Source organism: Vibrio sp. ES.051, assembly GCF_002563795.1.
In the GTDB taxonomy this organism is placed as follows: domain Bacteria; phylum Pseudomonadota; class Gammaproteobacteria; order Enterobacterales; family Vibrionaceae; genus Vibrio.
This window is the reverse complement of record NZ_PDJL01000003.1, coordinates 547404-561437: the sequence shown is the minus strand read 5'-3', so window position 1 is coordinate 561437 and position 14034 is coordinate 547404. Positions and strand designations below refer to the sequence as shown.

Annotated in this window: 9 protein-coding genes; all 9 read right to left on the bottom strand. The window is 40.6% G+C overall.

The window, feature by feature from the left end:
* Positions 1 to 160: 160 nt before the first annotated feature.
* Positions 161 to 1774, bottom strand: a complete 1614-nt coding sequence (locus ATG66_RS03205) for an IS1634 family transposase (RefSeq protein ID WP_098413928.1) — start codon at positions 1772 to 1774, stop codon at positions 161 to 163.
* 479 nt (positions 1775 to 2253) lie between these two features.
* Complete coding sequence (locus ATG66_RS20930) at positions 2254 to 3276, bottom strand: KTSC domain-containing protein (protein ID WP_218925169.1); 1023 nt, start codon at positions 3274 to 3276, stop codon at positions 2254 to 2256.
* Positions 3277 to 3361: 85 nt separating this feature from the next.
* On the bottom strand, positions 3362 to 4144 hold the full coding sequence (locus ATG66_RS03195; protein ID WP_098413927.1) for a carbohydrate-binding protein: 783 nt from the start codon (positions 4142 to 4144) through the stop codon (positions 3362 to 3364).
* A 1419-nt stretch (positions 4145 to 5563) separates the two neighbouring features.
* Positions 5564 to 5866, bottom strand: a complete 303-nt coding sequence (locus tag ATG66_RS03185; RefSeq protein ID WP_098413925.1) for a Fis family transcriptional regulator — start codon at positions 5864 to 5866, stop codon at positions 5564 to 5566.
* A 513-nt stretch (positions 5867 to 6379) separates the two neighbouring features.
* Entirely contained in the window at positions 6380 to 7852 is a 1473-nt protein-coding gene (gene ltrA, locus ATG66_RS03175; RefSeq protein WP_010430665.1) for a group II intron reverse transcriptase/maturase, read from the bottom strand.
* A 722-nt stretch (positions 7853 to 8574) separates the two neighbouring features.
* Positions 8575 to 8754, bottom strand: a complete 180-nt coding sequence (locus ATG66_RS03170) for a hypothetical protein (protein WP_098413924.1) — start codon at positions 8752 to 8754, stop codon at positions 8575 to 8577.
* A 127-nt stretch (positions 8755 to 8881) separates the two neighbouring features.
* Complete coding sequence (locus ATG66_RS03165; protein WP_098413923.1) at positions 8882 to 10078, bottom strand: hypothetical protein; 1197 nt, start codon at positions 10076 to 10078, stop codon at positions 8882 to 8884.
* Positions 10079 to 10211: 133 nt separating this feature from the next.
* Positions 10212 to 11183, bottom strand: coding sequence for a hypothetical protein (locus ATG66_RS03160; protein ID WP_098413922.1), 972 nt, complete (start codon positions 11181 to 11183; stop codon positions 10212 to 10214).
* Between the two features lie 259 nt (positions 11184 to 11442).
* On the bottom strand, positions 11443 to 13884 hold the full coding sequence (locus tag ATG66_RS03155; protein WP_010430686.1) for a hypothetical protein: 2442 nt from the start codon (positions 13882 to 13884) through the stop codon (positions 11443 to 11445).
* Between the last annotated feature and the right edge of the window lie 150 nt (positions 13885 to 14034).

The window sequence follows — 14034 nt, the reverse complement described above, 5'->3', positions numbered from 1 at the left end:
CGTGAGAACGAGGCGTACTTTAACGAAAAAAAAAACTAGGTCAACAGTTAACTTTAAGTAAATGATTCAAACGCTCAAAACTACGCCATATTGGCAATTAATCACCCAACTTAAACAATGGTTACGTATTCATCCATATACCCGAGATTCCGCAGCCAATTTAGGAATAAACCGCTTCATACAGTACGCCAAGAAGCTTAAGCAGCCGAGTCTGATGCTCCTGAACACCCGTGATGAAGCTTTGACCGCCAAATTCGAGTGTGTCGATACCTTCGAATTTTAAGAATACCCAACGTGCCGTCGGTTTGGTTGTCGTCTTGTTCTTTACCATGCTAGGAAAGAATTCCTCGGTCTTAGTGAGACTATCTCGGATTTTGTGCTCTAAGCTTGCGTAAACGAGTAGGCTAAGCGTCATGATCATCAGCAATGCCTCGATTCGCTGAGGTTTCTTCAGGAAAATTGATGATGTTAGGAACTCAGGGCTCTTCAAGAAGCGAAATCCGCGCTCTACCTTTTGCTGAGACTTGTAATGCTCAAGTAGCGCAGCCATTGTTAGATCGGCGTAGTCAGTATCGTTGGTGGCGAGAATAAACATACCTACTTTAAGCTTGGCCATTTTCACTTTTTCTAGATCGGTATAAGGCGTAGCATCTATCAAATAGTGGTATCCCGTTGGCTCTGCGTCTTTCTTCGGCCGACCGCGACCTGAATAGATTGGCTCTTTAACGATGGTTGGTTGCGCAAAGCCAAGCAAATAACACTGGCTAGCGAAGTCGCTCATTGCTTGCTCGGCATCCACTGCGCAAGCAAACTTCTTTTTCATTAGTTGTCCCAGTGCTTTCAGCTCTTTGGTGATATTTTTGTCTAAGTTCTTATAGAGCGTTGCTTCTTCTCGCTTGGTTGCTTGTTCACTATGAACCAACAGCCACTTCTGAGATACCGAGCCATAGTCAGCATCAACCCAGCAACCCGAGTAGCCATTGCCGATACGGTTCAACTGCTCTGGCTCAAGGTTCATTAAGGCTTCTTTGGCTGACTTAATGGTCATTGGAACACGCGTAATAAACTTCTGTTGTTGCTCATCCAGTGAACGAATGCTTTCCTCGGTGTATAGGGCGGCATCAGCGATGAAGTAGCGACTGTTTTGAGCTGCCTTTAGGCAATGAATATGCCGTTTAGTGACCTCTGAAAATGCCTTAGCATCATTGGTGTTGCCACTGAGCGCTTGCATGTAAACAGGTAGGCCTGCTTGGTTTTCACAAATCAACTCAAGGACCACTTGATTTAGCTCTGGACGGTGGTCTCGGCTGTAGCCTTTTATCAGTTTGATGGCATTAAGATCTTCGTCTTGGGCGTATTCACCATCGACATGAAAACTCGTGATATCAAGGTGGACAGAGTCTGCTTTAAGCCCAAGCTTATCAACGACATGCTCTGCAATCGCTTGATAAAGTGCGGACACATCAGCTTCATATAAAGCATCTAACGTACGTCCGAGTACATCGTCAGTTAAATGGTGCGCTTCAATGTCTTTAGCGAGCAACTTGGCAACAGGCTTCGTCTCGAAGAAGTCAGAGAACATATGCAGCGTTCTACTGTGAAAGCCAAGACCATTAAGAATCATTGCTAAGACTGCATCGCCGTGTGAGACGTTGTGATCCGAGTACTTGGGAATGATGTGATCAATAATGCCTGGTAAATCGACTTCATGACAGAAAGCAGCGATTAACCCTAAGTGGTCTAGGCGTTTAATGACAGGTTGAGCAGCAGACATAATAAGTGACCATTAAATAACAGTAATAGATCAAAACTGGGGATCGCGGTCAAGATGTCTGTCGCACTAACAGTTGTAAACGATCACTGGATCACATTATTTTAATTCTGAAATTGGCTGCGGAATGACGGCTATACACGTTTGTTATTTATTAGGAGATAGGTGTCGCGGCTCTATTCCAATTCTGCCTACTTTACTATCTCTTAAACTTTTCCGTCGCTGATGATTAAAGCAGTTCAACCGACTGTTGAGCAATCACGAATTCTTCGTTGGTTGTATATCTATTAACATCGCATCGACCAACACGTTTTTGGACAAAAGTTTGTCAGTGATTTTACTAATTTAGTAATCTATGAATTACTTCAAGGGTCTAAGTCGGTGAGTAGTTGTACGCCTCCTCATCAGATGGCCAAAATCATGGTGCCGCAAGAATACAAAGAGGGCGGCTATTTTGCCGCCACTGTCATGGCTAACGGGAGTTAATTCATCTTTATAAATTGGTATTTATCGCGAATTTGTGAGTTAAAGTAGCCCCCCTTTGAACCCGCCTCATGGAAACCCTCTAGGACGTCGCGAGGTACGTATACATAGCGGTATGACGAGTTGTCGTGAAACTCAATGTCCAACACTTCGCTATGAACACTGTACCCATAACTATTGATAGATGAACTATTTGTCCTATGTTGTTCTGTGAGCGGCATAGGGACGAATTGCCGTGCAATATCTTTGATGCTTATTGATGCCCTATGGCTCTGCCCTTGCTTATCGAGATAGGACGTTGTGAGTGCATGTCCAGTCCAGTCACTAAAGGTAAACGAGTTATTATAATTTGCCGGAACAGCGCCTAGAGTGTGTCTAACAGCGGCCATAATAAAATCATTATCGTTAGTAATATGGTCTACCAATTCTGGGAAATAATACTGACCAGTTGTTCCACCGACAGAGCTCGTTGGCAATGCAAAGCCGAAATACCCAAGCATAGGGTACTGAAGCAGTGTAGAACCATCTTGGTATGTAAATGAACTATACATGCCATCAAGGAGAGCGTTAGCATAGAAATTACCTTGGCTATGCCCAATTATCATGGTCCTCTTACATTCATTTAGCAGGCTGGTTAACTTAGCAACAGAGCGGGTATATGTGCCATCTTGACTATAGGTATTGTCAATTTCAGCCAAAATACTGTTAAGTACAGTGGTAGTCTCAGTAACATCATCTTGCAACGAGTCCGCTGCTTCGAAGCCGCTAAACAAACTAGCTATCTCGGCTTGTGAGGCCTCGCTAGCGCTTAATTCAGAAAACTTATGTTTAGCCACCTGCTCAAATTGCGATAAGAAAGATTCACTTGGATTGTGCTCACCATCGACGATAACGCCTGAATTCGTCACGTCCAATTCAGCGAGATTTCGGCCATAAAAGCGTTTTATTTCTAGTATGTTTTGAGAAAATGCCTCGCTGTTCGTGAACATTCCATTTACATAAAATAGGTTAAACTTATCCACATTTTGGGTGCAGTTAGCGTACGCATACGACGAAGGAACCAGAGCGGATAGTATTAGTAATAAGTGTCTCATTTTTTTGTCCCTTTTAATCGTAAATTGCACAGTCTTCTTCTGAAACTTCTTTCGGCCTTTCATGGTTGTTGGCCTCAAGTAGTTTCACTTGAGCTTTGCGGTATGCTGCTGATCTGTCGATTGTTGTGAAATACAATTGATTTACAGAGATGTATTTACGATCGGCTTTTTTCTTTTGGTAGATACAGCTATAAATGAATGATGACTCGTATAAGGCGTCGCTTGCGAATTTCTTAGATATCGGTTCGTCAGAAAAGAAAACTTCCGTCATTAACCGCCATTGGATGGCTGCAGCACTGGCTAGCTTGATATCGCCTTCTGAACTGTAGTTTTCGGCGATGGTAGTTTCAAATTCATCGCTGATACCGTTTTTATTCGTATCTTTACCTAGAATGGCTTCCTTGCTTTCTGGATCTGGTTTTTTCGTCGGTGGCTCTACGGGTTTGACATTACCAACAATCTTAATCCAATGATCGCTGACGTTAGGTGCAGCATTTTTATTCCACTGTTTTGATAGGTATATATCACCATTGTAGGCAACAACATCACCACCAGTATATGTGGTATCAGCATTCCACTCAGGGTTTGTCTCGTTTAGTTTAATCCAACCATCCCATTTATTATCATTGTCTACTGGTTGTGTTCCTTGATTCCAGTGCGAAGAAAAATAAACAATCTCGTTACTTTCAACAATATCGCCTGCATTATATTGAGCATCTTTATCCCATTTGTCGTATGCAAAAGCCTTTGCATTGAAAAATGCTAAAAAAAGCAGTAACCACCATTTATTTTTCATTACATTCCCTTTCTATAAATAATTTAACTAACTCTCAAAACCTTGAGCGTTTGATTTTCCTTGCTAAATGAGTAAGCAACTTCATCTATAAAAATTTCATATCTGTCCAGAAGCCGGATAGTATCCCCCGAATTGTTTAATCTGACTCCGGTTGTGATGGTAAATGTTTTAGATATCCCCGTAGGTAAATCCAGTCTTAATATTGTGTTTTTCAGCGATAAATCTTGTAATATTACTTCCCCTTTGAACTCTCCCCCGTATTTGTAACTGTGACTGTTTCATGTCCACGATCTGTACCTAGTACCGCTTTCTAATGTGTTCAATGAACTGTCGTCAGACGTGTCATTAAAATCGCCAAGAAGGATATAATTTGCGTAATTGGCCATTGATAAATAATTGACCAAATCAACCGAAGAAGACACTCTTGTCGGTTCTGTAACTTTCCTTCCGTTATATCGTGATTTAGCATGATTATTTAAAATGAGAGTTTCTTTTTCACCATTACTTATTATTAATTTGAGAACACGTCTTTCACCTATAAAATTGGAATTTTTTGTCAAAAACAAAATCAGTTATATCGTCTGCATTTTTTAAATTCCCAGGCTCAAGTCGATATATCACACCGCTAAGTACCGCATAGGCAAGGTTCATATCATCAGTGCTATCATCATCCGTGATTAACACTCCATTTTTCGGGCGTAAAATAGCGCTCGACAGAATATCTATCCCGAACTTCCTATAGTGTAATAACATCTACATCACTCAACTTGGCAGCAACGTATTGGTAATTGATTACCCGCACTTTATTCATGCAGGCTGATAAGAATTTACTGTTATATGTGGCTACGCGAAGAGTATCTTCAGCCAGTGTTGAGGGGCAAACGATCTGGCTCAGGAATATAAGAAGAGATAGTATCTTTTTCATGAAATGAACTTTTCGTTATAAAGAACCAAAAAATATCACTTCTGAATAAAAGCGTAACAATATTAAGTTACGTTTCGGGATTATCTTTAATAAATGTTTGTAGTCTACTTTGTTTGTTTCATTTTATTTAGATGCATTGCACATATTCATAAAATAATCGATTTAGGATATATGTATATTCTGGCTCTCCTCTAATGCTCAACAACATGAACTATACAGACGTTGTTGACTCAAGCTGTAAACTCTTGTGCTATTATCCAGTGATCAGAAAGTTTAAAGAATTCCATAAAAACATAAATACTATCCGTGAGTCGTAGGTGGGAAAATGAATTTATTGTCTGATCTTGCAAGGGCGGGGCGTAAGTTTGGTGTAAAGCCAGTCTCAGCTACTTGACTAAGAAGGTAAGCTTAGCCTTCAGACTTTATATCAAAGCTCGTAAAATAAAGCCTTGGATACCCACTACAACCCTAATTCACTTCCATTGATGGCCGCACTAACACTTTTGCTGTGTATCGTAACTAATTTGCTTACTTACGTTCTTTAGTTGCACCCCTACCTTATTAAACGCTTCTTGGATAGTTGTTGAGACATGCTGGCTGCCTTCTCCCCTTAAAAAGTTTGCTCTATCTTGATTCGTTTCGAATACGCAGATTATTTCTAAGCTTTGTGGAAAAGAAGAGAATTTTACCGTATGAGTCACCCAAAGAAAGCCATCATAGCCTTTTAACGTATCTTCACAAACTTCGGTCAACACGCCTCTAATTAGATTCTCGACCTTCTTATCTGATTTGCGCATAAATTAAACTTCCTTCCTATCTAACACCTTTAAAAGGTTTCAGCTTATATTGTCTTAAACGATATGGGCCGTGGAATTTAGTCAACGGCCTATTGATAAAATTATTCTTATGAAGGTTTACTGTGTTCTAAACACATTTAGGATCGTAAACAAGTCAATACGCACCTTGCTGACTCGGGAGCGACGAAAGTCAGTTGCAAAGTCAATTTAGTGAATGATGGTTGCGTCGTCATACGCGTGCTTTGCGATGGTCTATCCAACATAAAGAACAAAAAAAGCGAGCAACAAGCTCGCTTTTAACCATGTTTTATTATTAATTATAGCAACTCAAGCGATTGCTTGGCGATCACAAATTCCTCGTTGGTTGGGTTTCCATTAGTATCGCACCTACTAACAGGGATTTGTCGAGTAGACGACACTTGTTACCAAGTGCCGCCCCTCTAAGAACCGTACGTGCAACTTTCACTGCATACGGCTCAAGCCTCCACTAAGGCATCATTGATACCCAGCAACTTATAACGCAGTCGGGACAGGCTCTTTCCAAGAGTTACGAGCTAGCCTTTTAGATTTTCTCTTCACCAGATATTCTTGGTATTGAGGGTCAAAAGGGGTCGCAGCACTCCTAATTTTTACGTGTCTTTCGATAGGCACTTTCGCTATTTGGAACAGATTGAAGTGACAGTCCATGTTCATGATTTTCTGCCAACCGTGAAATTGCCACTGGCCTTTACGATTGAGAAAATACTTGTGCACAACCCAGTCTTTGGACTTGGTTGGATGACGTCTAACTGCCCAGTGCCATAACGCTTGGAATAGTTTGTGGCCGACATACCCGAATACTTGTTTAGCAACACAGTGGCGATAGTAATTCGCCCATCCCCTAAGTTTCGGATTTATCAACTTGATAAGATCGTTAACAGGGATGGTTGCGTGCTTTTTAATAAGTTCACGTAGATTTCTAAGGAATAACAGCGTATTGGATTTGCTCGGTTTAATGAGCAATTTCCCTTTGTACTTCCTGTGATTGAAACCCAGAAAGTCAAAGCCATCATCAATATGAGTGACCTTCGTTTTTTCTTCGGAGAGGGTTAACCCTCTTTCTGCCAAAAAGCCAGCAATCAACGGTTTGATATCGTTCACTAGCACTTCCTTTGAAGAGCAGATGACCACAAAATCATCCGCATAACCGATAAAGTTGGCCCTAGCACCCATTTTCAGAGCTGTAGATTTTATTTGTTGCTCTATTCCCGCGAGAGTCATTAGCATCAAGGTTGGAGATATTATTCCACCTTGAGGTGTACCTTCTTCGGTATCGTAGAACAGCCCCTTATCTACATAGCCAGATTTTAACCATTGCTCTAACATTCGTTTATCTACAATGATATTGTCCATCAGCCATTTATGCCCGATTTTGTCGAAGCAAGCCTTAATATCTCCCTCAAGAACCCATTTCGCGGATTGCTTTAGAGCTAAACATTTGAAGCACTGACTGACAGCGTCAGCCGTGCTGCGATTTGGTCTAAAACCATAGCTATTGAGGTCGGCAAACGTTTCGGACACGGGCTCTAATGCAAGAAGGTGGAGGGCTTGTTGCGCTCTATCAATCATGCATTGAATACCCAGTGGCCTGAGCTTACCGTTCTTTTTGGGAATATAGATACGTTTGAGTGGTTTTGCGGAGTAAGCCTTGCGACTCAGTTGATCGACTGCTTTCATACGGCGTGCATCTGTGTTCCAGATGACACCGTCTATTCCAAGCGTTTTACTGCCTTTATTCTGAGAGACTCGCTTAACCGCGAGAAGCTTGGCTGAGCGAGAATGAGTCAAGAGCCACTGTAAAGACTTCACCTTACCGTATTTCTTTTCTCTAGTTGCTTTTGCGATACGCATTTGAAGCTTCAATACGTGTACTTCAACGGATTTCCAGTCGATGGACTGCCATTGATCGCCGTCAGAAGATGCACTAATCTCTTTCGAGATCACCATTTGCTTTTCTCCTTGAATAAAGTTCTTCAAATTCTCTCGCAATGGAAGACCAGTCGGAAGTGGGCTCACTTTCGTGATCAGACATAAGTCTGTATCTGCATCATTACAATGTAGCTTTCGCTTTTTCCGACCTCCTATACCTGCACCACTATCGGCCACAAAGGCTTTCCCAAAGGGAGTGATACAGGCTTACCCTGTTCCGTATGTTGCGTAAAATGTCGGGTTAGATGCCCACTATAGTGCGGAGAGTGCAGTGACCACGAAAAAGTACTGTCCAACCTCTTTCCAACTCTCATTGCCTTTTGGCTACAGCGTAATAACCACTTCCGCTGCTTCATCATATAACGCACCTTGAATGGATTCACATATGTTCATCATACTGACTACCTAGCACTTACCCGAATTGTGGTTTTCAGGAGGAACGTCCTCTCACGATTCTTTTCCCACTCAGCCCAACGGCCAAGTTTCGTTACATTGTCCGAGCCGCTGCTTTATTCAGGCTCGTAGGTTCATCTGGTGATACAGACGGTTCACTCATAAAGCGGTGAACAACGCTTCATACGACTTCAGGTCGCACGGACAAAAATGCGTTAGGGTAGCTACCCTAAAAAGCTCATTTCAGATTAGAAAAAGTATCGTGAATCGACTTAAAGAAACCATCGAGGTGAGGCTAGAACTGGATAAGATCGCACAATTTACGTATCTAGAGGCATCGGTCTTGTTCAATAATCGCCAGAAACCTTACACAAGTGCTGCTTGTAAATTTCAACAACTTGCTGCTTACTCATTTTCGGCGCAGAAACTCTTTTCATCAACGATAAGAAATCATTGACCACAGTATTATCTAACGGTGATGTTGCTCCCATTGGGAACCTAAGTTCATGTGCCATTTGCAAAGGCATTTAACCATCCTCTTTTGTATCACGCCGCGCGCTCTGCGGAAACTTCGGAGTGCAGCGGGAAAATTGTCCGACAGCAACTTCTTGTTATAAGAACTACTTATAACAAGCATCAAAATCTGCTTCATATCTATCCATTACAGTTCTGATCCTTGAGCCTTCTCAATACTGTATGAATAGTCGAAAGGTAGAAGTAAAACATCCAGCTTAACCACACTGGATCATAGTCGTCTTTTTGCTTACTGTTCATATGCCTAATACCAAAATTATTAGCAATATCGAATAGAGCTTGATCGTCTTTTTTAGATAGGAGCTTCTTTATATCATCTCGCACATTCTCAAGAATATCAGCCAAGTCTCTCACTGCATGTTTGCGATCATCGATACTCGACCCATGACGTCTAAATCTTGAGACAGCACTGTTAACTTTATCGATAATACGTTCGTCTTCCGTTGGTATCTCTGCTTTGAAAATCTTATCAAAACCATACTCAGGCCTGACGACAACCATCCCTTCTTGAGTTAACTCATGGGGCTTCTCGTATAAAGCAAGAATCGCATTGATTTCTTTCAAGTATTCTTGGATACCCTGTTCCCTGTGGAAAGTCATACTGTGTTCTTCCTGACAATAACCGCAGTAGAACGATGCAGATGGGCCAAACTGCGGGCTACTCACTTTAGAAAAGAAAAACTCGATCAGATCAAAGATATCCTCTTCACTATACATATGGTACTTATCTTGGATAGGCCACAGATTATCTTTACGTAATGACACCATTAAATGATGCTCAACATCTACTTTGATTCCTACGTTGTGCTCTTCGCACTCGATAGCAAGATATTCCTCAAGTAGCCCTTTCGAAAATATCGTATTGTATGTGTATAGGAACAGATTACGAAACTCGATTATTCCAAAACCGTTTGAGTTTGGATTGAGACCATTTCGTATTGAATATGGAACAAAGCTTGATGAGGATTCAGAAGCTTCAATTGAACGCTTTCTCAACTTGTCTACGATAGACATGTATTCCATTGACAGGTGATGGTCATCTTCAGACCATGCTGCACCACTAGTTTCTTTTTGCTTTTCTTTTGATAGAGCGTATAGAACATTCGCTACCAGAACTTCAGGAGATTGGTTGATGAATGACCTTAGACGGTTGGCCTTCGAGCCTGATGCAAAATTGAATCTTTCTCCATAAATATCGACATCGTAATTCTTCATGAAGTCAGCAAAAGTTCTGTTACTAAACTCCAGAACGTATCCTTGCTTCATACCTAAGTACTTCTCAATTATATCCATCTCAGATGAACTAAAAGAAGCCATACATTACCGCCTCAAACTATTTAACTGAAATCCTGAGGCGATAATACCACACTCATTCAAAGTACATTATAAATCGATTCAATGGCTTGAGGATAAATTTAGTGAAAGATGCATTAATTCAAAACTGGCTTTTTTACCCTACATGGATATATAGCCCCGTGCCATTTTCATCCTGAGTGCGTTCTAGAGTTAAGCCGAAGCATTCAAACATACTATCTATCACTTTTACGACCTCATCGAAAGCGTCATAATTTTCGATTGCCCCTTCATCATATAACTTGGTCAGGGTTCTAAAACTGACTACCAACTTATGAATGACATCTGAAAGCTTACACTCAACAAGATTCTGTGATAATTCAGGAAAATTGTCATTCAGATCTATTCCTAAAGCATCAACATAACCAAAAGCATACGCATAAGAATTAGCAATCAGTTTAATTCTATCTTTTACTGCAAGGTACATTTCATCTAACGGAATTAACTTACACTGGTACTGAAGAACTAAAGTTTCTATCTCATTTGGAACCTCTTTGATCACGCTATCTAGTTGTTCGAGAAATAAGGTAACGGTTTCTTGAGGAGCAGAATATGCTGAATTAAGGTTTGCTAGATATTCCGACCAAGATCTTGTAGCTGACATTAATAGAGCATCATCATATTGATCAACTAATAAAGAAGAGTCCAAGCAATTTAAAACATTCTTCTCGTGTACGTGAATTAACTCATGATGGATTCGGTGCAAGACAAAATGTATGTTGTCTTCAGTAAGTTCAAACTTTCCGTCATTATTGAACCATTCAAAGAAGAATTCTATACCCAACACAAGAGTAAACTCTTCACGCGCACCTTTAGTAATTAGTTGCGCTATTGCTCTGGCTTGTTTCGAGTTCGTATAGGAAGAGGGTGAAGTGTGGTTGTATTCCTCGGTTACTCTTTTTAGAGCATTTGGAAAATCATACGAGATCAAGATACGCTTTAAATTTGTTAAATCAAGTTGGTGTTTTTCATATAAAGCGCGAACAATGCTCATGACGGTGTTACCTAAGGAGTTAGCATCTGCTTCATTAGCAAACCCCTCTAGAGAAATCATTAAGTCTTTTTCCATTCATCTGCCCAAATTTATATTTTAAAACTACTAAGTTGAAAAGTTAGCGTGAGTAGCCGTCATCTCAATGGACACTTTGTAGCATAAGAAAATGTAGGTCAAACCACCACCTAAAGAAATGTGACGAGTCACAGTGCCAACTAAGGGCGGGACAGTTCTGCGTTACGATGATCTACCCCGTCATCAAGCCGTTGGACAAAAACAAGTTGGAAAACATCTCCAACTTATTTCTTCGGTTCAAGTGCTAAAATAGTACAGATTACTTATTCTCATCCATTTCGTATTTCTTGATTGCTTTATGAACCCTTTGGAAACTGTCATCTCCCATTGAAAATGCCTCCTCAAGGTCGAAGTATGAGGGAGCGCCACTATAAGCTCGCCAGCAACTTCTCAAGTACTCTCTAAAAATGGCTGTTCTTGCATATCTGCTCGCAATTTTTAAGCATGATAAGTCTACTATGAGTTCGTTTCTGGAAAGTTCGTCCATTATTGGGGTATCAAAAAGCATCGCATCAAGATATGCAAATTCACCGAGCCACCTCTTAATATGATACGCACCGATAGTAGTTACCCTAAAACTATCTGGCATATCTCCGATAAGATTACTATCTTCGTCTTCTTCAAACGTAACTCTTAGTGAGGTTTCTATCAGCTTTTTGTTCGTGGCTCTCCTCAATGCGGATTCTACCTGATTTGTTGTAAAGCCAGCGTTTTGACATTCCTCTATTAAAGTTTCGGTCCTACAAAATCCATCCTTGTCCAAATGCCCACCTTTCGTATCAAGATACGAAATAATAACTGGGACTAAGAAGTGTTCATTTGGATCTGCATTACATATATCGAGCACGTTCATTGAAATTGATGTATCTGGACTGTAGTGAGAGTAGTCACCTAAAAGGGCCTGTTTAGAAAACTCATGTACAGGAATTCGATAGTCCCCTTCCTTCTCCATTATATCAATTATCTTTTGTGCCTCTACGTTCGGAGATCCTATGAAGCCAGTAACGAACTCTATTACCGCGCGAATATTGCCACCAGTAATGTTCGTTAAAAACTCGTTTAGCTCTCTGTTATTTTGTAGTGATCGAACTAATGCTTCCAAGAATAAGGCTAAATTCTCAGATCGAACAGAAGGTAAATCAATCGCATGCTCTCCTCTAGCTAATTTTGCTGCGAACCGTAGCCTTTTTTCCACAACTTGGTCTACACGTGGTGGAGAGATGGTAAAGATTTTATGTGGGTAAGCTGTTAACGCCCCTGAACGTTTAGACTTATAAAACGTTTGTGGTCGCACAGACAGAAATACAGTAGCTTTCCACTCTTTGGCTAGCTCTTGGGAAATAATAAAAGCTTCCTGTTGAATGTCGAAGTCTCGTTGGTCAGCATTATCAATACAAATTATGACTTGTTTTTTTCGCCCCTTCGCAATATGTTCTACGGAGCGCTTCATATGGTTACTTTTGTTTTCTACGAGGTTTGCCAGTTCTTCTATAAGCTTTTCTTGGTATTTTTCTGGGTTTGAATCTTTGTAACTTCCCCATAAGCCTTTGGCAAACCTTCGAATTTCACTATCATAAACCCCATGAATAAAACTGTTATCGTAGGTGTCAACTTCATATTGTCTTAGTAACTGATGCTCAATCTGATCCAAAATAAATGAGTTTATGTCTGTATTGAGGGAAGCATTTGCGCCTAAGTCAATGTAGACATAAATAGCCTTACTAAACTCTTCGTGTGCGCTGTTATGCCTTAAATTCTTTACGAATGATGTTTTTCCTACTCCCACATCCCCTATCAGAACTATAGGACGTCTGGACAATGCTTCCGCAACGATATCAGGCGAAAAATTTGAGCCTTTTTTGGATTTTACAGGTTGAACTGATGGTTGCTCTTCTGATGCACTAAAGATTGCAGCGTACCTTGCCTCAAGTACATTCTTGCTCAGTAGAGCATATTTATTTAACGCTCCACTTTCGCAGTAACAGTCTTTGTAGAAGTTACTCTCTAGCTCAGGGTTATCCATTACATCTTGTATGAACAACTCAGAAAGCTGTTTAAGTGAAGCTTGTACTTCACTTGGATACCTAATCCTTGGATAATCGACCAATTGGCTTGAAAGCTTATTTGGAAGTCTTTTATCACCAGTAGTCAGTAATCTAAAAAGTCTATTCTCTTCTATGCCTGCTTTTGATAAACAGTTCCAAGCTTGAGTGAAGTGATGATGCATATGATCAAGTGAAGTAAAAGCTAGTGCATCTCCATCCAGAACATCGACACCATCGGTTCGCGAAGCCAAAAATGCTACATATTGGTGACCATTGGTAACTAGCGCCAAGGGAACACCTCGTCTAGCACAATAAGTCTGCACTTGTTCAATAGCTTCTTTAAGAGCTGTATTAGCTTCGAAAAGAGATTGAATCGGAACAGTCAACTGTTTAGATAGACCCGCAGGTATATCAAATGGGATACCTTCTCGTTTAGCTTCTACAACAAGTATTCTTGGTTTTCCTAACTCGTAGTCAGTAAAGCCATTTTTTGACTCATATTTTTCAACTTCAATATCGTCTCGCCAGTTAAAGCAATCTTCCAAAACCCTATCTATGATATGAAAACGAGTTTGTGCTTCATTTTTAATATCTGCCTTTCCATACTTCTCAGCTAGCTCAAAAAGGACTTGTCGAGCCTGATGTAGATCGTTCATTCTTCATCCTTGGTAACATAAGGCTATCTCAAATTGGTGCACATGAGAAAAGCAACAAATGGCATAATAATTTGATTAGAAAAACTAGGTCAAATAAGCTGGCTTAAAAATGTGTGCTGAAGACTACTTTACAACAATGGGACAGATCTG

Coding starts and splice junctions, on each gene's coding strand:
- ATG66_RS03165 (WP_098413923.1), bottom strand. CDS start 10,078: ATGGCTTCTTTTAGTTCATCTGAGATGGATATAATTGAGAAGTACTTA.
- ATG66_RS03160 (WP_098413922.1), bottom strand. CDS start 11,183: ATGGAAAAAGACTTAATGATTTCTCTAGAGGGGTTTGCTAATGAAGCA.
- ATG66_RS03170 (WP_098413924.1), bottom strand. CDS start 8,754: ATGCCTTTGCAAATGGCACATGAACTTAGGTTCCCAATGGGAGCAACA.
- ATG66_RS03195 (WP_098413927.1), bottom strand. CDS start 4,144: ATGAAAAATAAATGGTGGTTACTGCTTTTTTTAGCATTTTTCAATGCA.
- ATG66_RS03205 (WP_098413928.1), bottom strand. CDS start 1,774: ATGTCTGCTGCTCAACCTGTCATTAAACGCCTAGACCACTTAGGGTTA.
- ATG66_RS03185 (WP_098413925.1), bottom strand. CDS start 5,866: ATGCGCAAATCAGATAAGAAGGTCGAGAATCTAATTAGAGGCGTGTTG.
- ltrA (WP_010430665.1), bottom strand. CDS start 7,852: ATGGTGATCTCGAAAGAGATTAGTGCATCTTCTGACGGCGATCAATGG.
- ATG66_RS03155 (WP_010430686.1), bottom strand. CDS start 13,884: ATGAACGATCTACATCAGGCTCGACAAGTCCTTTTTGAGCTAGCTGAG.